This is a genomic window from Pseudomonas azerbaijanorientalis (assembly GCF_019139795.1).
Lineage (GTDB): Bacteria > Pseudomonadota > Gammaproteobacteria > Pseudomonadales > Pseudomonadaceae > Aquipseudomonas > Aquipseudomonas laurylsulfatiphila.
Window position 1 is genome coordinate 5,873,813 of sequence record NZ_CP077078.1, and the last position, 26,823, is coordinate 5,900,635.

21 protein-coding genes are annotated in these 26,823 nt (G+C 60.8%); 9 read left to right on the forward strand and 12 right to left on the reverse strand.

Going from position 1 to position 26,823, the window contains the following annotated elements:
- The first annotated feature begins 162 nt into the window (after positions 1-162).
- A complete protein-coding gene (locus KSS91_RS26430; RefSeq protein WP_217836536.1) occupies positions 163-1,092 on the forward strand; it encodes a LysR family transcriptional regulator in 930 nt (309 codons plus the stop codon).
- Between the two features lie 226 nt (positions 1,093-1,318).
- On the opposite strand, the gene KSS91_RS26435 is transcribed toward KSS91_RS26430, so the two are convergent.
- From KSS91_RS26435 to bioB, 10 genes are all read right to left on the reverse strand, one after another.
- A complete protein-coding gene (locus tag KSS91_RS26435) occupies positions 1,319-3,097 on the reverse strand; it encodes an acyl-CoA dehydrogenase C-terminal domain-containing protein (RefSeq protein ID WP_217836537.1) in 1,779 nt (592 codons plus the stop codon).
- 262 nt (positions 3,098-3,359) lie between these two features.
- Positions 3,360-5,156: an acyl-CoA dehydrogenase C-terminal domain-containing protein gene (locus KSS91_RS26440; protein ID WP_217836538.1), complete on the reverse strand. Its 1,797-nt coding sequence runs from the start codon at positions 5,154-5,156 to the stop codon at positions 3,360-3,362.
- A gap of 85 nt (positions 5,157-5,241) precedes the next feature.
- Positions 5,242-6,534 carry a GGDEF domain-containing protein gene (locus KSS91_RS26445; RefSeq protein WP_217836539.1) on the reverse strand — a complete coding sequence of 431 codons (1,293 nt, stop codon included), beginning with the start codon at positions 6,532-6,534 and terminating at the stop codon, positions 5,242-5,244.
- 197 nt (positions 6,535-6,731) lie between these two features.
- The gene (locus KSS91_RS26450; protein WP_217836540.1) at positions 6,732-8,537 is read right to left on the reverse strand and encodes a phenylacyl-CoA dehydrogenase; all 1,806 of its coding nucleotides are present in this window, start codon (positions 8,535-8,537) and stop codon (positions 6,732-6,734) included.
- A 278-nt stretch (positions 8,538-8,815) separates the two neighbouring features.
- The gene (locus tag KSS91_RS26455) at positions 8,816-9,112 is read right to left on the reverse strand and encodes a pyrroloquinoline quinone biosynthesis protein PqqE (RefSeq protein ID WP_217836541.1); all 297 of its coding nucleotides are present in this window, start codon (positions 9,110-9,112) and stop codon (positions 8,816-8,818) included.
- Positions 9,113-9,234: 122 nt separating this feature from the next.
- Positions 9,235-9,915: a dethiobiotin synthase gene (gene bioD / locus KSS91_RS26460; RefSeq protein ID WP_217836542.1), complete on the reverse strand. Its 681-nt coding sequence runs from the start codon at positions 9,913-9,915 to the stop codon at positions 9,235-9,237.
- The gene (gene bioC / locus KSS91_RS26465) at positions 9,912-10,724 is read right to left on the reverse strand and encodes a malonyl-ACP O-methyltransferase BioC (protein ID WP_217836543.1); all 813 of its coding nucleotides are present in this window, start codon (positions 10,722-10,724) and stop codon (positions 9,912-9,914) included. Before bioC ends, bioD begins: the two co-directional genes overlap by 4 nt.
- Positions 10,717-11,448 (reverse strand): alpha/beta fold hydrolase, encoded by a 732-nt coding sequence (locus KSS91_RS26470; protein WP_102674208.1) that lies wholly within the window; start codon positions 11,446-11,448, stop codon positions 10,717-10,719. Before KSS91_RS26470 ends, bioC begins: the two co-directional genes overlap by 8 nt.
- Positions 11,441-12,619: an 8-amino-7-oxononanoate synthase gene (bioF, locus tag KSS91_RS26475; protein WP_015097099.1), complete on the reverse strand. Its 1,179-nt coding sequence runs from the start codon at positions 12,617-12,619 to the stop codon at positions 11,441-11,443. The genes KSS91_RS26470 and bioF overlap by 8 nt, the downstream gene beginning before the upstream one ends.
- A 160-nt stretch (positions 12,620-12,779) precedes the next feature.
- On the reverse strand, positions 12,780-13,835 hold the full coding sequence (bioB, locus tag KSS91_RS26480; protein ID WP_217836544.1) for a biotin synthase BioB: 1,056 nt from the start codon (positions 13,833-13,835) through the stop codon (positions 12,780-12,782).
- Positions 13,836-13,928: 93 nt separating this feature from the next.
- On the opposite strand from bioB, the gene KSS91_RS26485 reads away from it, so the two are divergent.
- The 5 genes from KSS91_RS26485 (at position 13,929) to rarD (ending at position 19,753) form a co-directional block, all read left to right on the forward strand.
- Positions 13,929-14,669 carry a ComFC family protein gene (locus tag KSS91_RS26485; protein WP_217836545.1) on the forward strand — a complete coding sequence of 247 codons (741 nt, stop codon included), beginning with the start codon at positions 13,929-13,931 and terminating at the stop codon, positions 14,667-14,669.
- A gap of 63 nt (positions 14,670-14,732) precedes the next feature.
- On the forward strand, positions 14,733-15,497 hold the full coding sequence (locus tag KSS91_RS26490; RefSeq protein ID WP_217836546.1) for a TOBE domain-containing protein: 765 nt from the start codon (positions 14,733-14,735) through the stop codon (positions 15,495-15,497).
- A gap of 65 nt (positions 15,498-15,562) precedes the next feature.
- Positions 15,563-17,464, forward strand: a complete 1,902-nt coding sequence (locus KSS91_RS26495; RefSeq protein WP_217836547.1) for a PhoX family protein — start codon at positions 15,563-15,565, stop codon at positions 17,462-17,464.
- Positions 17,465-17,673: 209 nt separating this feature from the next.
- On the forward strand, positions 17,674-18,648 hold the full coding sequence (locus KSS91_RS26500; protein WP_102670838.1) for a serine/threonine protein kinase: 975 nt from the start codon (positions 17,674-17,676) through the stop codon (positions 18,646-18,648).
- Between the two features lie 217 nt (positions 18,649-18,865).
- On the forward strand, positions 18,866-19,753 hold the full coding sequence (rarD, locus tag KSS91_RS26505; RefSeq protein WP_217836548.1) for an EamA family transporter RarD: 888 nt from the start codon (positions 18,866-18,868) through the stop codon (positions 19,751-19,753).
- A 215-nt stretch (positions 19,754-19,968) separates the two neighbouring features.
- Here rarD and KSS91_RS26510 read toward each other — a convergent pair whose 3' ends face one another.
- On the reverse strand, positions 19,969-20,487 hold the full coding sequence (locus KSS91_RS26510; RefSeq protein ID WP_095964119.1) for a glycine cleavage system transcriptional repressor: 519 nt from the start codon (positions 20,485-20,487) through the stop codon (positions 19,969-19,971).
- Between the two features lie 567 nt (positions 20,488-21,054).
- Between KSS91_RS26510 and KSS91_RS26515 the strand changes: the two genes are divergently transcribed.
- Positions 21,055-23,232 carry a malate synthase G gene (locus KSS91_RS26515; RefSeq protein WP_217836549.1) on the forward strand — a complete coding sequence of 726 codons (2,178 nt, stop codon included), beginning with the start codon at positions 21,055-21,057 and terminating at the stop codon, positions 23,230-23,232.
- Between the two features lie 180 nt (positions 23,233-23,412).
- Here the strand turns inward: KSS91_RS26515 and KSS91_RS26520 are convergent, their stop codons facing one another.
- Positions 23,413-23,859, reverse strand: coding sequence for a response regulator (locus KSS91_RS26520; protein ID WP_217836550.1), 447 nt, complete (start codon positions 23,857-23,859; stop codon positions 23,413-23,415).
- A 253-nt stretch (positions 23,860-24,112) separates the two neighbouring features.
- Here KSS91_RS26520 and KSS91_RS26525 point away from each other — a divergent pair, with 253 nt between their 5' ends.
- Both KSS91_RS26525 and KSS91_RS26530 read left to right on the forward strand, forming a co-directional pair.
- Positions 24,113-26,053 (forward strand): putative nucleotidyltransferase substrate binding domain-containing protein, encoded by a 1,941-nt coding sequence (locus KSS91_RS26525; RefSeq protein WP_217836551.1) that lies wholly within the window; start codon positions 24,113-24,115, stop codon positions 26,051-26,053.
- The gene (locus KSS91_RS26530) at positions 26,050-26,757 is read left to right on the forward strand and encodes a 3'-5' exonuclease (RefSeq protein WP_217836552.1); all 708 of its coding nucleotides are present in this window, start codon (positions 26,050-26,052) and stop codon (positions 26,755-26,757) included. Before KSS91_RS26525 ends, KSS91_RS26530 begins: the two co-directional genes overlap by 4 nt.
- Positions 26,758-26,823 lie beyond the last annotated feature (66 nt).

The following is a 26,823-nucleotide window of genomic DNA, read 5'->3' on the forward strand; positions in this document are numbered from 1 at the left end:
AACCTCTGATGAGGTTTTTTGCCTTACCTATGTCAACACCATCGAAGCAAAGGGTATTCATCGCGCTCTGTGGCCCTGTAAGCCCTGTGAATGCGGTTAGACTAGGCTCAGGCAAGGCATTCAGCCATTTCGATTTCCCAGCAATTTCGATAAGTAATACTTATGGATTTCAAGCAACTGCGTTATTTCGTCGCGGTCTATGAAGAAGGCCATGTGGGGCGGGCCGCCGAGCGCCTGTCGATCTCCCAGCCAGCACTGTCCCAGCAAATCCGCCACCTCGAGAAAAACCTCGATGTGAGCCTGTTCGAACGCAACAGTAAACGCCTGTTGCCGACCCTCGCGGCCCACACGCTGTACAACCACGCCCTGCCTTTGCTCGATGGCCTGCAACGGGCACGGGAGGCGCTCGGCAACTTCAAGGGTCAGGCGCTGCGTACCCTGGCCATCGGCGTATTGCAGACCGTGCATACCAGCCTCGTTCCACAGATGCTCGAGCGCGTGCGCAAGGCGCAGCCGCATCTTGTCGTGCAGATCTACGAACTGACCGGACTGGAAATCGAGCGGCGACTGCTCAACGGTTCTCTGGATATCGGCATCAGTTACCTGCCGCCCCGCCAGCCGGGTTTGCATGGCGTGATGCTGTACGAAGATGAACTGACCCTGGTCATCCCGGCAGAGCACCCGCTGCGTGAATTCAAGAAAGTGTCCATGAGCCAGGCCGCCGAGCTGCCGATGTTGCTGCTGGGCGAGGAATTTCAAATCCGGCAGATCTGGCAAACCCAACTGGCGAACCTCGGACGTCGCCCACAGGTGCAAGCCGAACTGAACAACATGGCCGGCATCCTCGACAGCCTGCCGCACACACGCCTGGCGACGGTGCTGCCCGGACGCTCGCAAAAGACCCATGGCAACGACGAACTGCTGTGGAAGCCCCTGAGCGAACCACGAGTACCACTGAAAGTCGGGCTGGTGTGTCGGGATGTGCAACGACAGCAGGCCTCGCTGGCCTTGCTGCGGACATTGCTGGAAGAAGTGATAAATGGCCCGGCTGAACGTTTGAACAGCGCGCAGGCCCTGGACGGGCTGAGCTAGAAACTTTTCTTCGGGCAAAAGAAAACCCCGCCGAAGCGGGGCTTTGCAGACTGTTTCCCTGACATCCATTTCACTCCGCCGTCCTGGCAGAATCCTACGTGTCCCTGTTGTTGCTTTGCGCTTCCTGCGCTACGTCCATGAGAAGTAGATTAGCTGTGGATCCAATTTGCATCTATGGGAGAACAGCAGCACGTTATGTAAGAGAATGCTTACAACCATTACGTCATCAGAATTGTCCTGCTTCCAGCAGGAACAACGATTCGCTACCGGCCTTGACCGACGCGCTCAACGAGTGAATCCGCGGCAACAGACGGGCGAAATAGAACCGTGCGGTGCCCAGTTTGCTGGCGTAGAAATCGTCTTGCGCTTCCTTGCCCAAAGCCGCCTTGGCCATCAGGGCCCACATGTAGGCATACGCCACGTAACCGAACACCTGCAGATACTCGACCGATGCCGCGCCGATTTCGTTCGGATTGCTCTTCGCCCGGTCCAGCAACCACGCGGTCAGTTCATCGAGGGTGGTGACGGCATCGTTGAGCGGCATGGTGAACTCCGCCAGGTCAGCGCTGGCCGTTGCGGTGAAGTGACGAATCTCGTCGGCGAACAGGTTGTAGAACGCCCCGCCGCTGCCGACGATCTTGCGCCCGACCAGGTCCAGCGCCTGAATGCCGTTGGTGCCTTCGTAGATCTGAGTGATGCGCACGTCACGCACCAGTTGCTCCTGGCCCCACTCGCGGATGTAACCGTGGCCGCCGAACACCTGCTGACCGTGAACGGTGGTTTCCAGGCCGAGATCGGTCAGGAACGCCTTCGCCACCGGGGTCAGCAAGGCCACCAGGTCCTCAGCACGCTTGCGGGTGGCGGCATCTTCGCTGAACTTGGCGGTGTCCAGTTGCATGGCTACGTAAGTGGAGAACGCACGGCCACCTTCGTTCGAGGCTTTCATGGTCAGCAGCATGCGACGCACGTCCGGGTGGACGATGATCGGGTCAGCCACTTTGTCCTTGTTCTGCGCGCCCGTCGGCGAACGGCTTTGCAGGCGGTCACGGGCGTATTCCACGGCGTTCTGGTACGAGCGCTCGCCCGTGGCCAGGCCCTGGATACCGACGCCCAGGCGCTCGTAGTTCATCATGGTGAACATCGCCGCCAGGCCTTTGTTCGGCTCGCCGACCAGGTAACCCACGGCCTCATCGAAGTTCATCACGCAGGTCGCGGACGCCTGGATGCCCATCTTGTGTTCGATCGAACCGCAGTTCGCCGGGTTACGCGCGCCCAGGCTGCCATCGGCATTGACCATGAACTTCGGCACCAGGAACAGCGAAATGCCTTTCGGCCCCGCCGGTGCATCCGGCAACTTGGCCAGCACCAGGTGGATGATGTTTTCGGTGAGGTCGTGTTCGCCACCGGTGATGAAGATCTTGGTGCCGCTGACCTTGTAGGAACCGTCGGCCTGAGGCTCGGCCTTGGTGCGAATGATCCCCAGGTCAGTACCGGCGTGTGGCTCGGTCAGGCACATGGAACCGGCCCAGATGCCGGCGTACATGTTCGGCAGGTACGCGGCTTTCAGCTCTTCGCTGGCGTGGGCGTTGATCGACAGGCAGGCACCGGCGGTCAGCATCGGATACAGACCGAACGACAGGCTGGCGGAGTTGACCATTTCTTCGACCTGGGCCGAAACGGCCTTGGGCATGCCCATGCCGCCGTAGGTCGGATCGCCACCGACACCGACCCAACCGCCTTCCGCGTAGGTCTGATAGGCCTGCGGGAAACCCGCTGGCGTGGTGACGGCACCGTCGGCCCAGTGGCAACCTTCCTCGTCCGCGGCACGGCTCAGCGGAGCAATGCTTTTGCTGGTGACTTTGCCGGCTTCTTCCAGGATGGCTTCGACCGTTTGCGCATCGACGGTCTCGGCCAGCGCAGGCAGTTCGGCCCAGAGTTTGGCGACCTCGAAAACTTCATTGAGGACGAAGCGCATATCGCGCAGGGGCGCTTTGTAGTCAGCCATGGCAAACCTCGCAAGATCTATACAGGTGATTCACAGGAAGATTGGTTTCGTTGGGTCGGAGTGTACCTCAACAACTTTTAAGACACATAGGGTCAGCTCATGACTGTTTTGTTATTTTTAGTCATTGCGATATGGAGAGGCAAAACATAAGAACTGTAGGAGCGAGCCCGCTCGCGAAAAACCCCAAGGCGCCCTGGACATCTGGTTTTACGCGTTATCGTTCACGACCATCGCGAGCAAGCTCGCTCCTACAGGGTAGGTGTCAGAGCGCAAACATCTCCGCCGGCAGTTGCATCAGGCAATCGCTCCCGGCCTCAATGGCCGCCCGATGAGCGGTAGTGCGTGGCAGCAGACGCTTGAAGTAAAACTCGCTGGTCGCCAGTTTGCCCCGGCAGAAGCCAACATCACCGCTGCCAGCATCGAGCTGCGCCTGAGCCACCAGCGCCATGCGCAACCACAGGTAGCCGAGGATGATGTAACCGCTGTACATCAGATAGTCCACCGATGCGGCGCCGACCTCGTCAGGGTTTTTCATCGCCGCCATGCCGACCCTGGTGGTCAACTCACCCCACTGCCGGTTCAGTTGATCAAGCTGCGCCACATACCCGGCCAGTTGTGGATGTCCGGCGTTCGCCGCGCAGAACTTGTGGACGATTTTGGTGAACCCGCGCAACAGCTTGCCCTGGCTGCCGAGTACCTTGCGCCCGAGCAAGTCCAGCGCCTGAATGCCGTTGGTGCCCTCATAGATCGGTGCGATCCGGCAGTCGCGTACCAGTTGCTCCATACCCCACTCACGAATGAACCCGTGGCCGCCAAACACCTGCATGCCATGATTGGTCACTTCCAGACCGGTGTCGGTCATGAAGGCTTTGCAGATCGGCGTGAGGAAGGCCAGCAGGTCTTCGGCATCCTGGCGCGCCGTTTCGTCCGGGCTCAGGTGTGCAATGTCGAGTAACTGTGCGGTGAAGTAGGTCAGCGCGCGGTTGCCTTCGTTGAAGGCTTTCATCGTCAGTAACATCCGCCGCACATCAGGGTGCACGATGATGGGGTCGGCGGCTTTTTCCGGGGCTTTCGGGCCGGTCAGCGAGCGCATCTGCAAACGGTCGTTGGCATATTTGATCGCGCCCTGGAAGCTCGCCTCGCCCAGACACAGACCTTGCATGCCCGTGCCCAACCGCGCGTGGTTCATCATGGTGAACATGCAGTTGAGGCCCTTGTTCGGCTCGCCGATCAAAAAGCCCTTGGCCTCGTCGAAGTTCAGCACGCAAGTGGCCGAGGCCTTGATGCCCATCTTGTGTTCGATCGAGCCGCAGGACACACCGTTGCGCTCGCCCGCTTCTCCCGCCGCATCGGGCAGGAACTTGGGCACGATAAACAGCGAAATGCCCTTGGTCCCGGCCGGTGCATCCGGCAATTTGGCGAGCACCAGGTGAATGATGTTGGCGCTCATGTCGTGCTCGCCCGCAGAGATGAAGATCTTGCTGCCGGAGATCGCATAGCTGCCATCGGCCGCTGGCACGGCACGGGTCTTGATGATGCCCAGGTCGGTACCGCAATGTGCTTCTGTCAGGCACATGGTGCCGGTCCACTGGCCCGCGGTGAGCTTCTTCAAATAGGTCTGCTTTTGCGCCTCGGTGCCGTGGGCGTGGATCGCCGACATCGCACCGTGGGTCAGGCCGGGGTACATGCCCCACGAGGTGTTGCTGGAACCCACCATCTCGCTGATGACCAGGCCCAGAGAGATCGGCAGCCCTTGACCGCCGTAACCCGGGTCCGCCGCCAGGCCATGCCAGCCGCCCTCGACATACTGGTCGAAGGCCTGCTTGAAGCCCGCGGGCGTGGTGACTACGCCGTTGTCGAAATGGCAGCCTTCTTCATCGCCGCTGCGGTTGAGCGGCGACAGCACGTTTTCGCAGAACTTCGCGCCTTCTTCGAGGATCGCATTGACCATGTCCGGGCTGGCATCGGTGGCCCCCAGCGTGGCGTAGCTACTGTGAAAGTCGAAGACGTGGTCGATCAGAAAGCGCATGTCGCGCAAGGGAGCTTTGTACTCGGGCATGGTCATTCTCCGTCGGCAGTTTTTTCCAACCTACTGCCGCCGACACTACGCCACAATCAATGTCCAGTCGCTGAATGCGCGATCATCACTCAACCGTAGCGGCGTCCATGCGCACGGCGCCGCGACGGTTCTGCCCGAACGCCATCACGCAATTGCGCCCCGCGCCCTTGGCGCTGTAGAGCGCCTGGTCAGCGGACTTGAGCACCTCTTCCGGGGTGCGTTGATCGATCCGCTCGGCAACGCCGATACTGACCGTGACCGATACGCTCGACGCACCGGAACCGGCACGCCGCTGGCGCCCCTGATTGTCGTCCTGCGGGCGGTTTTCCTGATTACGCAGCTGAATGTTGTAAGTGGCGATGGACTCGCGGATGACTTCCAGGTGCGGCATGCATTCTTCGAGAGTCTTGCCTGCAAATACCAGGGCAAATTCCTCACCGCCATAGCGATACGCCTTACCGCCACCGCCGATTTTCGACAGTTTGCTGGCCACCAGCCGCAGTACCTGGTCGCCGACATCGTGGCCGTGGGTATCGTTGAATTTCTTGAAGTGGTCGACGTCGCTCATGGCCAACACGTAGTTGCGACCCAGCCGTTGCATGCGTTCATTCAGCGCACGGCGGCCCGGCAGCCCGGTCAGTTCGTCGCGGAAGGCCATTTGATAGGCTTCGTGGGCAACGGCGGCGGCGATCATCAGCATCACCTGGCTGCACATGATATTCAGCGTGAACGGCAGGATGAAGGTCTTCGGCAGCATCCAGAACAACCCGAGCAAGCCCACCAGTTGCGCGGCATGCAGCGGTCGCGGGTTGCGCCAGTATTGCCAGGTCAGCAGCACAAACGCGGCAATGAACACCGGATAGGACAACTGGATCAGACTCATCCAGGCACCATGCAACACAGGCCAGCGAATCTCCGACAACCAGATCAGCAGCGCATGTGGATAACTTTGCTCAAGCCCCAGCGCCACGCTGCCGACCGCCAGCAATACGGCGAAACGCGCCACCATGTCCTGGAACAGGTGGGTGCGCTCCTGCCACGCCGCGAACACCCCATACAGCAATGGCAGCAGCAGGCAACACAGGTGAAAGACCACGGCGGCATCGTCACGCACCTTGCCGTTGTCGCGGTAATAGTCGGTCTGGGTGTCTAGCAGGAAGTAGGCGATGTAAACCGTGACCATCAGAAACAGTTCACGCTGGCGTCGGTACACCGCGCAATAGGCGCCGCCGAGCAACAACACCAGGGTGGGCAGCACGTTGAACAGCGAGGTGAAAAAGACGTTCAGATCCTTGATGTATGCAGCCGCAAGCCCCGCCAGCAACAGCAGCAATGACGGCAGGAAATGACTGAAACGTACAGCGGATGAGCGCGGCAAGGGTAAAGCTCCGACCCGTCAAATCAATAGATGGCAATGTGCCCACTACTGTAACGGCAGAAAGCCCGAGTTGCTGAGTGAATTACTGAGGTATTTTTCAAAGGGCGTTACAAACATTAATTCCACGGGCAACCCTAAAAGCAAAAAAGCCGCTGGTCCCGAAGGAGCAGCGGCTTTTTCAAGTACTTCGTTGAGGCTTAGTAGCCCAGGTCGAAGTTCTCTTCTTTCATGTCCATCAGGTTGTTGGCGCCCGACAGCATGGTAGCGACGTGAGTGCGGGTACGCGGCAGGATGCGCTGGAAGTAGAAGCGCGCAGTCTGCAGCTTGGCGGTGTAGAACGCCTCTTCGGAAGTGCCGGCAGCCAGTTTCTCGGCAGCCAGGCGCGCCATGTCAGCCCAGAAGTAGGCCAGGCAGGCGTAACCGGAGTACATCAGGTAGTCCACGGAGGCCGCGCCGACTTCTTCGCGATCTTTCATGGCGGCCATACCGACCTTCATGGTCAGCTCGCCCCATTCCTTGTTCAGTGCAGCCAGCGGCGCGACGAACTCTTGAACCGCTTCGTTGCCTTCGTTGGTCTGGCAGAACTTGTGGACGATCTTGGTGAAGCCTTTGAGAGCCTCGCCCTGGGTCATCAGCACTTTACGGCCCAGCAGGTCGAGTGCCTGGATACCGGTGGTGCCTTCGTACAGCATCGAGATGCGGCTGTCGCGAACGTTCTGCTCCATGCCCCACTCGGCGATGAAGCCGTGGCCGCCGTAGATCTGCACGCCGTGGTTGGCCGATTCGAAACCGACTTCGGTCATGAAGGCCTTGGCGATTGGCGTCATGAAGGCCAGCAGTGCGTCGGCTTTCTTCTTCTCTTCTTCGTCCACGCCGTACTTGACGATGTCGACCTGCTTGGCGGTGAAGTAAACCATCGCGCGGTTGCCTTCGGCGAACGCCTTCATGGTCAACAGCATGCGACGTACGTCAGGGTGCACGATGATCGGGTCAGCGGCTTTGTCCGGCGCTTTCGGGCCAGTCAGCGAGCGCATTTGCAGACGGTCGCGAGCGTATTTCAGGCCGCCCTGGAAACCGACTTCAGCGTGGGCCAGGCCTTGCAGCGCGGTACCCAGACGAGCGGTGTTCATGAAGGTGAACATGCAGTTCAGGCCTTTGTTCGCCGGGCCGATCAGGAAACCGGTGGCGCCGTCGAAGTTCATCACGCAGGTGGCGTTGCCGTGGATGCCCATCTTGTGTTCCAGGGAACCGCAAGACACGGCGTTACGCGTGCCAACCGAGCCATCGGCGTTCGGCAGGAACTTCGGCACGATGAACAGGGAGATGCCTTTGGTGCCGGCCGGTGCATCCGGCAGGCGGGCCAGTACGATGTGGACGATGTTGTCGGCCATGTCGTGTTCACCGGCCGAGATGAAGATCTTGGTGCCGGAGACTTTGTAGGAACCGTCGGCCTGAGGCTCGGCCTTGGTGCGCAGCATGCCCAGGTCGGTGCAGCAGTGCGGTTCGGTCAGGCACATGGTGCCGGTCCATTCGCCGGAAACCAGCTTGGTCAGGTAAGCCTCTTGTTGCTCAGGGGTGCCGTGCTCGGAGATGGTGTTCATCGCACCGTGCGACAGGCCCGGGTACATGCCCCACGACCAGTTGGACTCGCCGACCATTTCACTGATGGCCAGGCCCAGGGATTCCGGCAGGCCTTGGCCGCCGTGCTCGACGTCGTGAGCCAGGCTCGGCCAGCCGCCTTCAACGAATTGCTTGTAGGCTTCCTTGAAGCCAGTCGGCGTCTTAACGCCGGACTCGCTCCAGGTGCAACCTTCGAGGTCGCCCACACGGTTCAGCGGAGCCAGTACCTGCTCACAAAACTTGGCGCCTTCCTCAAGAATGGCGTCAACCATGTCCGGAGTTGCGTCGGCACAAGCCGGAAGGCTCTGATAGTGCGCTTCGTAGCCGAGCAGTTCGTCACGAACGAAGCGAATATCACGCAAGGGGGCCTTGTAGTCAGGCATAGCGATAAACCTCTGCTGATGTAACCGGGAATGAACGACCGCATTGATTTGTTGTTGCGATCAAACAGTTGTTTGAAACATACGTTTACGCCCAAATCTTGTCAAGCGTCGATCTTTTGCCGTTCGTCATCGCAGGATTGGACATTCAGGCACACGACACCGCCGCCGCGCTGCCGAAGCAGCCCGCCATCCTGAAAAGATTAGTTGAGCAAGAAAGACTTACGTACAAAAACGCCGCGAACAGGCGCGGCGCTGGAAGGTGCGGATTCGGCAAGGAATCAGGCGTAGGTATCGATCAATGTTCCGAGCACTTCATCGGCGGCCTTGGCGACTTTCACGCCCAGCTCCGCCTGAATCTTGCCTTGGGTCATTTCAACCACGTTGCTGGCCAGGTCCGATTGCCGGCTGCGATCAACCGATCGCAGACGATCGACCTGCGCCTCGGAGGACTGGCTGGTGAGCGAACGCTCAAGGGTGGTGTTGGCGATCTGTCCGGCGGCTTGATCGACACGGTTCTGCCCTGTCTGAAGGGTGCTCAGACCGGCATAAAAAGCGGTGTTTCCTGAGATTTCCATGGGAGAACTCGTCCTTTCAAAGGATCAACAACGGCCATTGAAGCAGAGTGGCTGGCAAAACACCCGTCAAAAACACTAATGGCACAGTGCCTTGTCATAGGCAAAGCCCGCATTGCCAAACGTCAGTCCAACAGGTCCAGTTGCAAGTGCTCGGCCACGGCTTCTGCCGTCACGGCCTTGAGTTTTGGCACACGTCCCAGGCACGGCGCCGGGAGGCGCTCGGCCAGGGTGGCGAGGTTTTCTTCCAGCCGAGAGGTCTTCGGGTCGATGATGTTGGCCACCCACCCCGCCAGTTGCAAACCGTCCCGGGCGATCGCTTCGGCGGTCAACAAGGCATGGCTGATACATCCCAGCCGCACGCCGACCACCAGGATCACCGGCAGCTTCAATGCAATGGCCAGGTCCGACAGATTGTCCTGATCCGCCAAGGGTACGCGCCAGCCGCCGGCGCCTTCGATCAGGGTGAAGTCCGCTTGCAGACCCAGAATCTGCCGCATCGGCGCCAGCAACGACTGCACCGTCAACGCCACGCCCGCCTCGCGTGCCGCCAGATGGGGGGCAATGGCCGGTTCGAAGGCCATCGGATTGACCTGTGCGTAGGTCAGCGGCAGCGAACACTCCGCCAACAAGGCCAGCGCATCGGCGTTGCGCAAGCCTTTGGGCGTTACATCGCAACCGGAAGCGACCGGTTTGCCCGCCGCCGTGCTCAAACCCGCCGAACGCGCCGCATGCAGCAGCCCCGCAGCGACCGTGGTTTTACCGACATCCGTATCCGTGCCGGTGATGAAATAGGCTGCGCTCATAAGGGTTTCTCCAAAATGGCGTACACCACTTGATAACTCGCCGGCAGGCCTTGGGCCTGACGAAACTGCTCATAAGCCTCAATCAAACCCAAAATCCGCGCTCGACCGGTCAAGCCACCCGGTCGACCGGGATTGAGATTGTGCGCGCCCAGTGCCTTGAGCTCATGGGTCAGGCTGCGCACATCCGGGTAATGCAGCACATGCGCAAGGTTTTGCAGACTGACCACCCTCAAGCAACTGGTCGCACACAACTGCTGATAAACACCGAACTCCCGGAAGCGGTTGACGTGCACCATGCCATCGACCTGTCGCCAGCTGTCGCGCAGTTCAAACAACGTCCCTGTACAAAGACTAGCAAACGCAAAAATGCCACCCGGTTTCAGCACTCGATAAGCTTCACTGAGCACCGAGTCGAAATCCGCACACCACTGCACCGCCAGGCTGGAGAAGATCAGGTCGCAGGTCGAATCCTGCAGTGGCAAGCGCTCGGCATCGCCGGCGACGAAATGCGTGGCACCGCCCAATGGCCGGGCGTGATTGAGCATGCCCTCGGCGATATCCAGCGCCACACCGTGACTGCTCGGAAATTGCTCACCCAAGGCACGACTGAAATGCCCGGTGCCGCAGCCCAGATCCAGCCAACGCTGCGGTACAAAATCCCGCGGCAAGCGCCTGAGTAATTGGCTGCCGACATCACGCTGCAACTCGGCCACGCTGTCGTAGCTTTGCGCCGCGCGGGAGAAAGATGCAGCGACCTGGCGTTTGTCGGGCAAGGCGCCGGGCAGGTTGGGAAGGGATAAATCAGTCATCGCCGGACTCATGCAAAAAGGCCTGGATCGCCCCCGCCACACCGTGGGGATCTTCCAGAAGAAACGCGTGGCCGGCCTGCTCAATCAGACCGATTTCTATGTCCGGCAGCAACGCCAGTAAATCGCCCGCCGCCTCCGCCGGCACCAGCCCGTCAAGGCCGGCGAACAGATGCAGCTGCGGACCACGGAACGATTGCAGTGCCTGTCGCGTATCCACTTGCGCAAGCACTTGCAGACCGCTCAGCAGCACTGGCGCGGCAGTGTTCGGTGCGCCAGCGAGCAACAACCGCGACAATCCGCGCGGGTCTTCGGCGCCTTGGGCACAGAGCAGTGAAAAGCGTTTCAAGGTCGCGCGCGGATCGGCTGCACATCCCGCCAGAAACGCATCGAAGGTTTCCCCTGGCATGGCGGCTGACCAGTGTTCATGAGCGACAAAAGACGCGTTGCTGGCCAGAGTGAACACGCCGCAGCAGCGATCGCCACGCCGGGCCGCCAGTTCGCAGGCGAGCATGCCACCCAAAGACCAGCCGCCCAGCCAGGCGTCTTGCGGCAACGTCGCATCAAGCTCATCGAGCCACTCTTGAAGATCGCTCGACTCCAGGTCGGGCAACGGCTCGATCTCGACGCGCAAGTGCTCGTCCAGGCCGCGCAAAGCCGCGGCCAAAGGCTCCAGCGGTGAAACGCCGAGCCCCCAGCCGGGCAGCAGAATCAAACGATCACGCATGGCTTGGCTCCGGCTGCAGTTGTTGAAAACAATCGGCCAGTGCGTTTAACAATAGCTGCACCTGAGCCTCGCTGTGAGCAGCCGTCAGCGTGACCCGCAATCGGGCGCTGCCAGCAGGCACGGTCGGCGGGCGAATCGCGGTCACCATCAACCCGCGCTCGCGCAGCATTTGCGAAAGACGCACCGCGCGCCCGGCATCGCCAACCATGATCGGCTGGATCGGTGTGAAGCTGTCCATGAGTTCCAGGCCAATCTGCTCGGCACCCTGACGGAACTGGCGGATCAGCGTCTGCAAATGCTCGCGACGCCAGTGTTCACTGCGCAGCAGTTCCAGGCTTTTCAGCGTGGCGCAGGCCAGCGCCGGTGGCTGGCTGGTGGTGTAGATGTAAGGCCGGGCGAACTGGATCAGACTTTCGATCAGCTCTTCACTGCCGGCCACAAAGGCGCCCGCCGTACCGAAGGCTTTGCCGAGGGTGCCGACCAGCACCGGAACCTCTTCCTGGCTTAAACCGAAATGCTCGACGATGCCGCCACCATTGGCGCCCAGCGGTCCGAATCCATGGGCATCGTCGACCATCAACCAGGCGCCTTTGGCCTTGGCCTCCCGGGCCAGTGCTGGCAAATCGGCGATATCGCCGTCCATGCTGAACACGCCGTCGGTGACCACCAGGGTATTGCCGGTGGCTTTTTCCAGGCGTTTGGCCAGGCTCACCGGGTCGTTATGCAAATAGCGATTGAACCGCGCGCCGGACAACAGCCCCGCGTCGAGCAACGACGCATGATTGAGTCGGTCCTCGAGCACCGTATCACCCTGCCCCACCAGCGCCGTGACCGCACCGAGGTTGGCCATGTAACCGGTGGTGAACAGCAGCGCGCGCGGGCGACCGGTCAGGTCGGCCAAGGCTTCTTCCAGGGCATGGTGCGGGGCGCTATGGCCGATGACCAGATGTGAGGCGCCGCCGCCCACCCCCCACTTCGAAGCGCCGGCACGCCAGGCCTCGATCACTTGCGGATGATTGGCCAGCCCCAGGTAGTCGTTGTTACAGAACGCCAGCAACGGCTGGCCATCAACCACCACTTGCGGCCCCTGCGGGCTTTCGAGCAGCGGACGCTGGCGGTAGAGATTTTCGGCACGACGGGCAGCAAGGCGTGCGGCGAGATCGAAAGACATGCAGGCCTCGACTTTCAGATGACACAGATCCCCTGTGGGAGCGGGCGTGCTCGCGAAAGCGTCAGTCCAGTCAACATCAATGCTGAATGACAGTCAGTCTTCGCGAGCAAGCCCGCTCCCACAGGGATTTTGCATTCCCTTAGAGGAATGAACGCTGACTTCAAACCGCCGCGTTATAGAACTGCTCGCTGCTCTTCTGCTCCACCAGCGCCTGCTCGATAGCTGCCTGATGCACTTCATCGGCGTGCTCTTCGCGGGCTTCCGGCAGGATCCCCAGGCGCCCGAACAGCTGCATGTCCTTGTCGGCCTGCGGGTTGGCGGTGGTCAGCAGTTTCTCGCCGTAGAAAATCGAGTTGGCACCGGCGAAGAACGCCAGAGCCTGCATCTGCTCGTTCATGGCTTCGCGGCCGGCGGACAGGCGCACGTGGGATTGCGGCATCAGGATGCGCGCGACCGCGAGCATGCGGATGAAATCGAACGGGTCGACGTCGTCGGCATTTTCCAGCGGCGTACCGGCGACTTTCACCAGCATGTTGATCGGCACCGACTCCGGATGCTCCGGCAGGTTGGCCAGCTGGATCAGCAGGTTGGCGCGGTCGTCCAGCGACTCGCCCATGCCGAGGATGCCGCCGGAGCAGATCTTCATCCCCGACTCACGCACGTAGGCCAGAGTTTGCAGACGCTCGCTGTAGGTGCGGGTGGTGATGATGCTGCCGTAGAACTCCGGCGATGTATCGAGGTTGTGGTTGTAGTAGTCGAGGCCGGCCTTGGCCAGCGCCTCGGTCTGCTCCTGATCCAGGCGGCCGAGGGTCATGCAGGTTTCCAGGCCCAGGGCTTTCACGCCTTCAACCATCTTCAGAACGTATGGCATGTCCTTGGCCGACGGGTGCTTCCACGCCGCACCCATGCAGAAACGGGTCGAACCGATGGCCTTGGCGCGAGCGGCCTCTTCGAGGACCTTCTGCACTTCCATCAGTTTTTCTTTTTCCAGGCCGGTGTTGTAGTGACCGGACTGCGGACAATATTTGCAATCTTCCGGGCAGGCGCCGGTTTTGATCGACAACAGGGTCGACACCTGAACACGGTTGGCGTCGAAATGCGCACGGTGCACCGTCTGCGCCTGGAACAGCAGGTCATTGAATGGCTGAACGAAGAGTGCTTTGACTTCGGCCAAAGTCCAGTCATGACGCAGGGTTGCAGTGGTGCTGGCGCTCATGGGCGTTTCCTTTGAATTATGCTTTGGCATGCGGCTGGATCATGGAATGTCACAGCCGCCTCACAGATATTTCGGCATATTTAAGGAAGAGCGATGCGCTGTCAACCACAGCACAAAGGACAGGTTTACATCTGGTCAAAAAACAAACAGGCGTGTCTTTTGTGCGATGAACCCGCCGACGGCATCGTCCCTGTCTGCACGGCCTGTGAAACCGAGTTGCCCTGGCTGGGCGATCACTGCCGTACCTGCGCCCTGCCACTTCCGGCCGCGGGCCTGACCTGCGGCCATTGCCTGAAGCAGCCACCGGCCTTCGAACACGTGATCGCCCCCTGGACCTACAGCTTTCCGGTTGACAGCCTGATCACCCGCTTCAAACACAACGCAAAGTGGCCGTTTGGCCGCTTACTCGCAGAACTTCTCGCTCAATACCTGCAACATCGCTTCGAAGACGATCTGCAGCGACCCGATGCGCTGATTCCGGTACCGCTGGCCACCCGACGCCTGCGTCAGCGCGGGTTCAACCAGGCGGCGATGCTGGCCCACTGGTTGAGTGACGCACTGAGCATTCCGTGCGACGAACGGTTGCTGCTGCGAACCCAGGACACCGATGCCCAACAGGCCTTGAATGCCCAAGCGCGCCGCAAGAACTTGCGCAACGCTTTCACCCTGATACCCGATGCTGCCGTCAAAGGCCGGCACCTGGCCCTGATCGACGACGTCCTCACCACCGGTGCCACGGCCCAGGCCCTGGCCTGGCTGTTGATGGACGCCGGTGCCGCGAGGGTCGACGTCTATTGCCTGGCCCGCACGCCCAAACCCGGCGAGACACCCTGACTTGACTCACGCGTGCCAAGCCGCCACCGTCCTCTGCATCGCCACCACCCAAAGCGACTTGCCATGTCTTTGCCCACCTTGTTGTCCCAGCACATTGTCCGCCGTCCGCAGCGCATCGCCCTGCTGCAGCACATCGCCGAACAAGGCTCGATCACCCGTGCGGCAAAAAGTGCGGGGCTGAGCTACAAGGCTGCCTGGGATGCCATCGATGAGCTGAACAACCTGGCGCAGAAGCCGTTGGTGGAGCGGATTGTCGGCGGCAAGGGCGGTGGCGGTGCCCGCCTCTCCATAGAAGGCGAGCGGGTGCTGCGGCTGTACCAGAAGTTGCAAGCCTTGCAGGCCCAGGTGCTGGAAGCCGCTGAAGATGCCAGCGACCTCGACCTGCTCGGGCGCTTGATGCTGCGCACCAGCGCGCGCAATCAGTTACACGGCAAGGTAATGGCTATCGAGTCCCAGGGACGCAACGACCTGATTCGCCTCGAGGTCGCCGAAGGCTTGATCGTCGATGCGCAAATCACTCACGACAGCACCGAGCGCCTGGAGCTGCAAATCGGCACCGAAGTGGTGGCCTTGATCAAGGCCGGCTGGCTCGATGTGCTGGAGGTCGATTCAGCCGAAACGCCGGGAAACAATTGCCTGAAAGGCACCATCGAGAAGATTCTCGACGCCGACGATGGCCCCAGCGAAGTGCGCATCACACTGCCTAACGGCCTGACCCTGTGCGCACTGGACGAACCAACGCATCTGCAGGCATTGGGGCTGACCTGCGGCAAACCCGTGCGCGTGGAGTTTTCGCCCTCCAGGGTTCTGCTGGGTACGCCGCTTTAAGCAAACTGCAACAAAAGGTTCATTACTCACCATTAAGGTGTCTGCAAAACCGCAGGGAGCCTGAAATGAGCCTATTAGAAGAAAACCAGTCCACCGACCTCGAAACCATGGTCGGCCTCAGTCGTCGCAGCTTCATCAGCGCAGGTGCCCTGTGCGGCGCAGCGATGTTCCTCGGCGGCAACCTGCTGAGCCGCAGCGTGATGGCTGCCAGCGTCAGCGCCGGTAACAGCCAGTTGCTGGGCTTTGACAGCATTGCCGCCGCCACCAGCGACGCCATCACCCTGCCACCGGGCTACAAGTCCTCGGTGTTGATCAGTTGGGGCCAGCCCCTGCACAAGGACGGCCCGGCGTTCGACCCGAGCGGCAAAGGCAGCGCCGAGCATCAGGAGGCCCAGTTCGGCGACAACAACGATGGCATGAGTCTGTTCGAGTTTCCGGGCGAAAAAGACCGGGCGCTGATGGCGATCAACAACGAATACACCAACTACCGCTACCTCTACGCCCACGGCGGCATGCCGCAATCGGCGGAGGACGTGCGCAAGGCGCTGGCCTGCGAAGGTGTGTCGGTGATTGAAGTGCAGCGCAAGAACGGCCAATGGCAGTTCGTCCAGGGCTCACGCTACAACCGCCGCATTCACGGCAATGCGCCGATCAGCCTGAGCGGTCCGGCCGCCGGTCACGCACTGCTGAAGACCAGCGCCGATCCCCACGGCAAGAACGTCCTCGGCACCTTCCAGAACTGCGCCAACGGCAAGACGCCGTGGGGCACCTATCTGACCTGTGAAGAGAACTTCACCGACTGCTTCGGCAGCAGCAACGCCGAGCAGAAGTTCGACCCGGCGCAAAAACGCTACGGCGCGGTGGTGACCAGCAAAGAGATCAACTGGCACCAACACGACGAGCGCTTCGACCTGGCCAAGAACCCCAACGAACTCAACCGTCACGGCTGGGTGGTGGAAATCGATCCGTTCGATCCACAGTCGACGCCGGTCAAACGCACTGCCCTGGGCCGCTTCAAACACGAAAACGCCGCCCTGGCCGAAACCGGCGATGGCCGTGCCGTGGTGTACATGGGCGACGATGAGCGCGGCGAGTTCATCTACAAATTCGTCAGCCGCGACAAGATCGACCACAAGAACCCCAAGGCCAACCGCGACATTCTCGATCACGGCACCCTCTATGTGGCGCGTTTCGATGCAGGGGACGGCAACGCCGATCACCCGAAGGGCCGGGGTGAATGGATCGAACTGACCCATGGCAAAAACGGTATCGACGCCAGCAGCGGCTTTGCCGATCAGGCTGAAGTGCTGATCCACGCGCGTCTCGCCGCCAGTGTGGTGAAAGCCACGCGCATGGACCGCCCGGAATGGATCGTGGTCAGCCCCAAGGATGGCCAGGTCTACTGCACGTTGACCAACAACGCCAAGCGCGGCGAAGACGGGCAACCGGTGGGCGGACCGAACCCACGGGAGAAGAACGTCTACGGCCAGATCCTGCGCTGGCGCACCGAGCGCGACGATCACGCCTCACACACCTTTGCCTGGGACCTTTTTGTGGTGGCCGGCAACCCGGCCGCACATGCCGGGACGCCAAAGGCCGGCTCGTCGAACATCACGCCGCAGAACATGTTCAACAGCCCGGACGGTTTGGGCTTCGACAACGCCGGCCGCTTGTGGATCCTGACCGACGGCGATGTGAGCAACACCGGTGACTTTGCCGGCATGGGCAACAACCAGATGCTCTGCGCTGATCCGGCGACCGGCGAGATTCGCCGCTTCATGGTCGGGCCGGTGGGCTGCGAGGTGACCGGGATCAGCTTCTCGCCGGACCAGAAAACCCTGTTCGTCGGGATCCAGCACCCGGGTGAAAACGGTGGCTCGACCTTCCCCGAGCATCTGCCCAATGGCAAGCCGCGGTCTTCGGTGATGGCCATCTCGCGTGAAGATGGCGGGATCGTCGGCGCCTGATCCGGCCTCTTCGCGGGCAAGCCCGCTCCCACATTGGATTGTCGGTGCGCATGCGATCGGCGGCACACCGAAGATCTCCTGTGGGAGCGGGCTTGCCCGCGAAGGCGTCAGCCCGGACACCACACTTCTCAAGCCCAACCACTAAAACCGCGCCGTCTGCGCTACCATGCCTGGCCGGACGCAGCAGCCTGCTGCGCGCAGGAGTCAGCATGGCCCACCCGTTTGAAACCCTTACGCCAGACCTCGTGCTCGATGCCGTCGAAAGCATCGGCTTTCTCAGCGACGCGCGCATCCTGGCGCTCAACAGCTACGAGAACCGCGTCTACCAAGTCGGCATCGAAGACGCCGAGCCGCTGATCGCCAAGTTCTACCGGCCGCAACGCTGGAGCAACGAAGCGATTCTGGAAGAACACCAGTTCACCGCCGAACTCGCCGACTGCGAGGTGCCGGTTGTGGCGCCGTTGATTCACAACGGTGAAACCCTGCACGAACACAACGGTTTCCGCTTTACCCTGTTCCCCCGCCGCGGCGGCCGCGCACCGGAACCGGGCAACCTCGATCAACTGTATCGCCTGGGCCAGTTGCTCGGACGCCTGCACGCGGTCGGCTCGACCAGGCCGTTCGAGCACCGTGAAGCGCTGGCGGTGAAAAACTTCGGTCATGACTCGCTGGCCACGTTGCTCGACGGCAACTTCATCCCCCGCAGCCTGCTGCCGGCCTACGAATCGGTGGCCCGCGATCTGCTCAAGCGTGTGGAAGATGCCTACAGCAACACGCCGCACCAGAACATCCGCATGCACGGTGACTGCCACCCCGGCAACATGATGTGCCGCGACGAGATGTTCCATATCGTCGACCTCGATGACTGCCGCATGGGCCCGGCGGTACAGGACATCTGGATGATGCTCGCCGGTGATCGCCAGGATTGCCTGAGCCAGTTGTCGGAACTGATGGATGGCTACAACGAATTCCACGACTTCGACCCGCGTGAACTGGCGCTGATCGAACCCTTGCGCGCCCTGCGTCTGTTGCACTACAGCGCATGGCTCGCCCGCCGCTGGGACGATCCGGCGTTCCCCCGCAGCTTTCCGTGGTTCGGCACCGAGCGTTACTGGGGTGATCAGGTGCTGGCTCTGCGCGAACAACTGGCGGCGCTCCAGGAAGAGCCACTAAAACTCTTCTGACCCACCCTGCCCCCCCCTGTAGGAACGAGCCTGCTCGCGAAGAACGCAAGGGCAACGCGTTTATCCAGACAGCACGCGTTATCGTTAACGTCCATCGCGAGCAGGCTCGCTCCTACAGGTACTGTGTTCACAAAAGACCTACCTATTCAGTCAGGACATTCGCAGACAAATCTCCTTACAATCCCTTCTTTGTTAGCTGCCTAAGCAAGGATTCTGCATGCAAGCCGCCAACCCGCGTCGCGGGTACATTCTGGGTCTGAGTGCCTACATCATCTGGGGACTTTTCCCCCTCTACTTCAAAGCCATCGCCAGCGTGCCCGCCGTGGAAATCATCATCCACCGGGTGTTGTGGTCGGCGCTGTTCGGCGCCTTGTTGCTGATGGTTTGGAAGCATCCCGGCTGGTGGCGTGAACTGCGGGAGAACCCGCGACGCCTGGCGATCCTGGCCCTGAGCGGTGCGCTGATTGCGGCCAACTGGCTGACCTACGTCTGGTCGGTGAACAACGGCCGCATGCTGGAGGCCAGCCTCGGTTACTACATCAACCCCTTGGTGAACGTATTGCTGGGCATGCTGATCCTTGGCGAACGCCTGCGGCGCATGCAGTGGATTGCCGTAGGTCTGGCAGCTGTGGGTGTGGCGCAACAGGTCTGGCAGGTCGGCAGCTTGCCGTGGGTGTCGCTGGTGCTGGCACTGACCTTCGGTTTCTATGGGCTGATTCGCAAGCAGGCACCGGTCAAGGCACTGCCCGGCCTGGTAGTGGAAACCTGGATGCTGGTGCCGATCGCCATTGCCTGGTTGCTGTTCAACCCGACCGCCCACAGCGCTCAGGCCGAGTTCTGGGCCACGTCAGAAGCCTGGTGGCTGGTGGCAGCCGGGCCGGTCACGCTGGTGCCGCTGGTCTGCTTCAACGCGGCTGCGCGGCATTTGCCCTACACGACACTGGGCTTTCTCCAGTACCTGGCGCCGACATTGGTGCTGCTGCAAGCGGTGCTGCTGTTTGGCGAGCACCTTTCGTCCAGTACCCTGGTAGCGTTCATGTTCATCTGGGCCGGCCTCGCGGTTTACAGCGTCGATGCGTGGCTCAGTTTGCGTCGTCGCAGCTGATCAAAAAACACACAAACCTCTACAGGCCACGAATCCCGTGGCCTGCATCATTCCTTCCCAAGGTTATCCACAGCGTGATCCCCGCTGATTGTGCGCAAGTGGCTGAAACTGCTGGTTTTTTGATCAGATCCTGAAGAACCCCGGTCGGCGTGGCCTGGCGGGGTGTCTCTACAGGTTATCCACAGGCCGGTGCACGTTTAACTTGGATAACCTGATCAGGGCTCACTGCGCAGCACCAATTCGACCATCAGATCGTCGGCCAGGGTTTCCAGGCGCGATTGCAGTACGTCCAGCGACAGCGTCAGCGGAACGGCAAGAATCGCTTCGGCATGGAACAACGGCTCGCTGCTCATCGGCGCCGGGCGCACTTCGGTAACCAGCCGTTCCAGACTCACCCCCTGCTCGCTCAACAAGCGTGTGATGTCACGCACGATCCCCGGGCGATCATTGCCCACCAATTCCATCGCGATCGGCTTCCAGGTGCAGGATTGTTCGATGCTGCTTTCGGCGATCAATACGCGAATGCCCTGGGTGGACAAGCCTTGCAGGGCATCGACCAATTCGTCATAGGCCTCGGCCGGTACCCCCACCCGCAGAATGCCGGCGAATTGTCCGGCCATGCGCGACATGCGGCTTTCCAGCCAGTTGCCGCCGTGCTCGGCAATGCATTGGGCAATGCGCTCGACTTGCCCGGGCTTGTCCGGTGCGAAAACGGTGAGTACGAGGTGGTCCATGGCGCAGCCCTCTGGTCATGATTTTCGTTACAGAGAACCAAGTATAGGCAAGGGTTGGAAGGTGCCTGGGCAGATCCGGAATCAAAGGTGTATCGACTGCCCCCTTCGCGGGCAAGCCCGCTCCCACAGGGTCATGCGCTGTCCTTGTGGGAGCGGGCTTGCTCGCGAATGGATGCACCGCCGAACTGACTGACCCGAGAAATCGTGTACAACTTTTGATATTTAACTGGAACAATCCACTGTTTTTTTGAGAACATCCTGTTCCGCGCCGTGACCGCAATGCGTCATGGGGTCGCAGAACGACGTGATTAGTCTAATTTTCACAACCGCAATTCATCATGTAGTATGCCGCAGCGCGCACTACATAACGTTGGATCGATGTCTGCCGCAGGCCCGTTCGCAACCCTGAAAGCCCTGTCAGCAAGGCCTCAAGCCGTTGATTGGTCCCAACCCAGCCGCCCGTCATGGGCATGTACTGGCAGAGGGGTTTGTGGTTTAAATGGCCAAGGCTTCATTGTTAATTTGAAGAGCTGAAAAGCGAAATAGCTGAGCAGAGTGAGGCAAGCAATGACTGAACACGTTCAAGTCGGTGGCCTGCAGGTCGCCAAAGTCCTGTTCGACTTCGTGAACAACGAAGCCATTCCCGGTACCGGCCTCACCGCCGATAAGTTCTGGGCCGGTGCCGACAAGGTCATCCATGACCTGGCGCCGAAGAACAAAGCCCTACTCGCCAAACGCGATGATTTCCAGGCTCGTATTGATTCCTGGCACCAGGAACGTGCCGGTCAGGCGCACGACGCCGCGGCCTATAAAGCCTTCCTGCAAGACATCGGTTATCTGCTGCCAGAAGCGGCCGATTTCCAGGCAACGACGCAAAACGTCGATGACGAAATCGCCCGCATGGCCGGCCCGCAGCTCGTGGTGCCGGTGATGAACGCCCGCTTCGCGCTCAACGCCTCGAACGCCCGCTGGGGTTCGCTGTACGACGCGCTCTACGGCACCGACGCCATCAGCGAAGCCAACGGTGCGGAAAAAGGCAAAGGCTACAACAAGGTGCGCGGTGACAAGGTCATCGCCTTCGCCCGTGCCTTCCTCGACGAAGCGGCGCCATTGGCGGCCGGCTCCCACGTCGATTCCACTGGCTACAAGATCGTCGATGGCAAACTGGTGGTTGCCCTTAAAGGCGGCAGCAACACCGGCCTGCGCAACGACGCTCAACTGATCGGCTTCCAGGGTGATGCCGCGGCACCGACCGCGATCCTGCTGAAAAACAACGGCCTGCATTTCGAAATCCAGGTCGACGCCAGCACCCCGGTCGGCCAGACCGACGCGGCCGGCGTCAAAGACATCCTGATGGAAGCCGCACTGACCACCATCATGGACTGCGAAGACTCGGTTGCCGCCGTCGACGCCGATGACAAAGTGGTGATCTACCGCAACTGGCTCGGCCTGATGAAGGGCGATCTGTCGGAAGCCGTCGCCAAGGGCGGTCAGACCTTTACCCGTACCATGAACGCCGACCGCACCTACACCGCGGTCGATGGCAGCGAACTGAGCCTGCACGGTCGTTCGTTGCTGTTCGTACGCAACGTTGGTCACCTGATGACCATCGACGCGATCCTCGACAAAGATGGCAATGAAGTGCCGGAGGGCATTCTCGATGGCCTGGTGACCTGCCTGTCGGCGATCCACAACCTCAACGGCAACAGCTCCCGCAAGAACAGCCGCACCGGCTCGGTCTATATCGTGAAGCCGAAGATGCACGGCCCTGAAGAAGCCGCGTTCACCAACGAGCTGTTCGGTCGCATCGAAGACGTGCTGGGCCTGCCACGCAATACCCTGAAAGTCGGGATCATGGACGAGGAGCGTCGTACCACGATCAACCTCAAGGCCTGCATCAAGGCGGCGAGCGAGCGTGTGGTGTTCATCAACACCGGTTTCCTCGACCGCACGGGCGATGAAATCCACACCTCCATGGAAGCCGGCCCGATGGTGCGCAAGGCGGACATGAAGGCGGAAAAATGGATCGGCGCCTACGAGAACTCCAACGTCGATATCGGTCTGAGCACCGGCCTGCAAGGTCGCGCGCAGATTGGTAAAGGCATGTGGGCCATGCCGGACCTGATGGCAGCGATGCTCGAACAGAAAATCGCTCACCCGCTGGCCGGTGCCAACACTGCCTGGGTACCTTCGCCGACCGCCGCTGCACTGCACGCACTGCACTACCACAAGGTTGACGTGTTCGCCCGTCAGGCCGAACTGGCCAAACGTGCCCATGCATCGGTAGACGACATCCTGACCATCCCGCTGGCGGTGAACCCGCAGTGGACCGCCGAACAGATCAAGAACGAACTGGACAACAACAGCCAGGGCATTCTCGGTTACGTGGTGCGCTGGATCGACCAGGGCGTCGGTTGTTCGAAAGTGCCGGACATCAATGACGTCGGCCTGATGGAAGACCGTGCCACGCTGCGTATTTCCAGCCAGCACATCGCCAACTGGCTGCGCCATGGCATCGTCACCGAAGAGCAGGTAATGGAAAGCCTCAAGCGCATGGCGCCGGTGGTTGACCGGCAGAACGCCGGCGACTCGCTGTACCGTCCGCTGGCCCCGAACTTCGACAGCAACATCGCCTTCCAGGCGGCGGTCGAACTGGTGGTCGAAGGTACCAAACAGCCGAACGGCTACACCGAGCCGGTCCTGCACCGTCGTCGTCGCGAGTTCAAGGCCGCCAATGGCCTGTAACTGAGCGCCTGCGCCGGACATGAAAAAGCCCTGATCGAAAGATCAGGGCTTTTTTGTTTGATTTGTGGGAGCGGGCTTGCTCGCGAAAGCGGTGCATCTGCCAAAAAATACTCGACTGACACTACGTATTCGCGAGCAAGCCCGCGCCCACAGGGTTTGTGCAGTGTTTACCGGCTTGGACTAAGGCTCCATCCCAAGCTCATGCTTGACCAGCTCCAGCAGCTTGTCGGCGTCAATCGGTTTGAGCAGAAAGTCCACCACACTCAAATGCATCGCGGCGATCGCATCTTTTACGTCGGCATCGCCCGAGACGATGATGACCGGCAACGCCGCCCGTACCGACTCGCGCACCTGTCGGATCAGCTCCAGACCGTCGACATGCCCCATGCGCAGGTCGGTAATCATCAGTCCGATCGAAGGTTTCTCTTCCAGCATCTTGAGTGCCGCTTCGCCACTGGCCGCGCTCAGACAGCGAATACCGTCCAGTGCCAGGATCCCTGACAGCAGGTCCCGGGCGTCCTTATCGTCATCGACAATCAGCACGCGTTGCGGTGGCAGGTCAGGTTCCAGCATGACGGCACTCAGCGCTTCGCGCTCGGCGTCGCTCAAAATATCGTGGTCGGACATGGCGTTCTCTACATGTTCTATTCAATTCCCTAGCACAGTTATGAGACATCGCTAAGCTGACCACCAATGTGCACTCCGACACATAATTTTCCAATAGGGGGGCCGAGAGGTTTTTCGCACACTTGCGTAGGATTTTTCCGACATTTCAGGGCGCTAACGGCCTACCTAGACTTACGTCCAATGGGCACCCCGGTTACAGGGGGCGACCATGTCCGGGTCATCCGACTACAACAATTCAAAAAAGACTGCGGTAATGGTTATGAGTAAAGCGGACGCCTTCACACAGGCAGGGAAAACCGCGGTGTTGCAGAACATCCAGGGCACGTTGCAATTCCTTCAGCGCTTCCCGCCTTTCAACCAGATGGAACACGCGCACCTGGCGTATCTGGTCGAGCAATGTCAGCTGCGCTTTTACGCCCCCGGCGAGAGCATCATCAAACCCGCCGACGGCCCGGTCGAGCACTTCTATATCGTCAAGCAAGGCCGGGTCGTGGGCGAGCGTCCGGATACGGCAAAAGGTGGCATCGAAACAGTCTTCGAGATCGCCACCGGTGAATGTTTTCCCCTCGCGGCGTTGCTGGGTGAACGGGCCACCCGTACCGAGCACCTCGCCGGCGAAGACACCTTTTGCCTGCAGCTGAACAAGCCGGCATTCATCCGCCTGTTTTCGCTATCGGACACCTTCCGCAACTTCGCCCTGCGCTGCGTCAGCAGCCTGCTGGATCAGGTCAACCAGCAAGTGCAGCAAAAAGCCGTGGAAACCCTCGGCACCCAATATTCGCTCAATACCCGACTGGGTGAATTGGCCATGCGCCACCCGGTGTCATGCGCCCCGCAGACACCTTTGCGTGAAGCCGTGACGTTGATGCACGAACAACAGGTCGGCAGCATCGTGGTGGTCGATGAACTCAAGGCTCCATTGGGGATTTTCACCCTGCGCGACCTGCGTCAGACCGTGGCCAACGGCAGCAGTGATTTCAACGAAGCCATCGAAGGGCACATGACCCGGGCGCCGTTTTTCCTGTCGCCGGACCACAGTGCATTCGACGCGGCGATTGCCATGACCGAGCGTCACATCGCCCATGTCTGCCTGGTCAAGGACCAACGCTTGTGCGGCGTGGTTTCCGAGCGCGATCTGTTTTCCCTGCAACGGGTCGACCTGGTGCACCTGGCGCGCACCATCCGCAACGCACCGAAGGTGGAAAACCTGGTGGCGCTGCGGGGCGAAATCGGCCAACTGGTCGAGCGCATGCTGGCCCATGGCGCGTCTTCGACGCAGATCACCCACATCATCACCCTGCTCAACGATCACACCGTGTGCCGGGTGATCGAACTGACCCTCGCCGAAAGAGGTGATCCCGGCGTGCCATTCAGTTGGCTGTGCTTCGGCAGTGAAGGCCGTCGCGAGCAGACCCTGCACACCGATCAGGACAACGGCATTCTGTTCGAAGCCAGGGATGCAGCCCATGCCGCCGAGATACGCGGCAAGTTGTTGCCCATCGCCCAGCAGATCAACCAGAGCCTGGCGCTGTGCGGCTTCACCTTGTGCAAGGGCAATATCATGGCCGGCAACCCCGAGCTGTGCCTGTCCCGGGCCGAATGGGCGCGGCGCTTTGCGGCGTTCATCCGCGAGGCCACCCCGGAGAACCTGCTGGGTTCGAGCATCTATTTCGATTTGCGCGTGGTCTGGGGCAGCGAGCAAGGCTGCGAGCAGTTGCGTCGGGGCATTCTCGATCAGGTCGGTGACAACCGTTTGTTCCAGCGCATGATGGCCGAGAATGCGCTGCGCAATCGCCCGCCCGTAGGGCGTTTGCGCGAGTTCGTGCTGACGCGCAAAAATGGCGAGAAGGCCACCCTGGACCTGAAGATCCAGGGCTTGGCTCCGTTTGTCGATGGCGCCCGACTACTGGCCCTTGCCCATGGCATCGAGGCCAATAACACGCTGGAGCGTTTTCGCCAATTGGTCGCCAAAGAGATCATCGAACCCCTGGACGGCGCCGCGTACGAAGAGGCCTATCACTTCATCCAGCAAACCCGCATGCAGCAACATCAATTACAGACCCGGGAGAATTTTCCCTACTCGAACCGGGTCGATCCCGACAGCCTCAATCACCTGGACCGACGCATCCTGCGTGAGTCCCTGCGTCAGGCCCAACGCCTGCAGAGCAGCCTGACCTTGCGGTATCAGTTATGAGCCTGTTTTCATGGCTGCGCCCGCCGAGCCCCACCCTGCCCGCCGACCTGCAACATCGCCTGGAACGCTTGCCGGCCGTTCCCGCCTTGGGCGAATGCAGCCTGCGTGAGCAGCGCTGGGTGGTGCTCGATCTGGAAACCACCGGGCTGAACCTGAACAAAGACCATGTGCTTTCGATTGGCGCGGTAGCGATCGAGGACGGGGCCATCGACTTTCGCCAGCAGTTCGAACGCACCTTGCAATATCGGCAAGTAAAACTCGGCCCCAGCGTGCTGATCCACGGCATTGGCCCCAGCGCCATTGCGGCGGGCAGCGATCCCGCAGAAGCGCTGCTCGACCTGATGGAGTACCTCGGTGACAGTCCGGTACTGGCCTTCCACGCGCCGTTTGACCAGCACATGCTCAGCCGTGCGCTGAAAGATCATCTGGGTTTCAAGTTGCAGCATCCGTTTCTGGACGTGGCGGACATTGCACCGCTGCTATGCCCCCAGGCGCACTTTCGCGAGGCCGGGCTGGACGACTGGATCGACTGGTTCAAACTCGAAGTCTTCGAACGTCACCACGCCAGCGCCGACGCCCTGGCCACCGCTGAACTGGCGCTGATCCTGTTCAGCCGCGCGCGGCAGCAGCAGATTCATAGCCCGCTGAATTTGCAACAGCGCTTGAGTCAGTGGAAGCGGCGGCAACAAGCCCCGTCCTTCTAGTCTTCGGCGCCTGCTCTGGCCTCATCGCGGGCAAGCCCGCTCCCACAGGAGTACCGAACCCCCTGT

Excerpts from the sequence above, each read along its gene's own strand:
- KSS91_RS26430 (WP_217836536.1), top strand. The coding sequence starts at position 163 with ATGGATTTCAAGCAACTGCGTTATTTCGTCGCGGTCTATGAAGAAGGC.
- KSS91_RS26435 (WP_217836537.1), bottom strand. The coding sequence starts at position 3,097 with ATGGCTGACTACAAAGCGCCCCTGCGCGATATGCGCTTCGTCCTCAAT.
- KSS91_RS26440 (WP_217836538.1), bottom strand. The coding sequence starts at position 5,156 with ATGCCCGAGTACAAAGCTCCCTTGCGCGACATGCGCTTTCTGATCGAC.
- KSS91_RS26450 (WP_217836540.1), bottom strand. The coding sequence starts at position 8,537 with ATGCCTGACTACAAGGCCCCCTTGCGTGATATTCGCTTCGTTCGTGAC.
- KSS91_RS26455 (WP_217836541.1), bottom strand. The coding sequence starts at position 9,112 with ATGGAAATCTCAGGAAACACCGCTTTTTATGCCGGTCTGAGCACCCTT.
- bioD (WP_217836542.1), bottom strand. The coding sequence starts at position 9,915 with ATGAGCGCAGCCTATTTCATCACCGGCACGGATACGGATGTCGGTAAA.
- bioC (WP_217836543.1), bottom strand. The coding sequence starts at position 10,724 with ATGACTGATTTATCCCTTCCCAACCTGCCCGGCGCCTTGCCCGACAAA.
- KSS91_RS26470 (WP_102674208.1), bottom strand. The coding sequence starts at position 11,448 with ATGCGTGATCGTTTGATTCTGCTGCCCGGCTGGGGGCTCGGCGTTTCA.
- bioF (WP_015097099.1), bottom strand. The coding sequence starts at position 12,619 with ATGTCTTTCGATCTCGCCGCACGCCTTGCTGCCCGTCGTGCCGAAAAT.
- bioB (WP_217836544.1), bottom strand. The coding sequence starts at position 13,835 with ATGAGCGCCAGCACCACTGCAACCCTGCGTCATGACTGGACTTTGGCC.
- KSS91_RS26485 (WP_217836545.1), top strand. The coding sequence starts at position 13,929 with ATGCGCTGTCAACCACAGCACAAAGGACAGGTTTACATCTGGTCAAAA.
- KSS91_RS26490 (WP_217836546.1), top strand. The coding sequence starts at position 14,733 with ATGTCTTTGCCCACCTTGTTGTCCCAGCACATTGTCCGCCGTCCGCAG.
- KSS91_RS26495 (WP_217836547.1), top strand. The coding sequence starts at position 15,563 with ATGAGCCTATTAGAAGAAAACCAGTCCACCGACCTCGAAACCATGGTC.
- KSS91_RS26500 (WP_102670838.1), top strand. The coding sequence starts at position 17,674 with ATGGCCCACCCGTTTGAAACCCTTACGCCAGACCTCGTGCTCGATGCC.
- rarD (WP_217836548.1), top strand. The coding sequence starts at position 18,866 with ATGCAAGCCGCCAACCCGCGTCGCGGGTACATTCTGGGTCTGAGTGCC.
- KSS91_RS26510 (WP_095964119.1), bottom strand. The coding sequence starts at position 20,487 with ATGGACCACCTCGTACTCACCGTTTTCGCACCGGACAAGCCCGGGCAA.
- KSS91_RS26515 (WP_217836549.1), top strand. The coding sequence starts at position 21,055 with ATGACTGAACACGTTCAAGTCGGTGGCCTGCAGGTCGCCAAAGTCCTG.
- KSS91_RS26520 (WP_217836550.1), bottom strand. The coding sequence starts at position 23,859 with ATGTCCGACCACGATATTTTGAGCGACGCCGAGCGCGAAGCGCTGAGT.
- KSS91_RS26525 (WP_217836551.1), top strand. The coding sequence starts at position 24,113 with ATGGTTATGAGTAAAGCGGACGCCTTCACACAGGCAGGGAAAACCGCG.
- KSS91_RS26530 (WP_217836552.1), top strand. The coding sequence starts at position 26,050 with ATGAGCCTGTTTTCATGGCTGCGCCCGCCGAGCCCCACCCTGCCCGCC.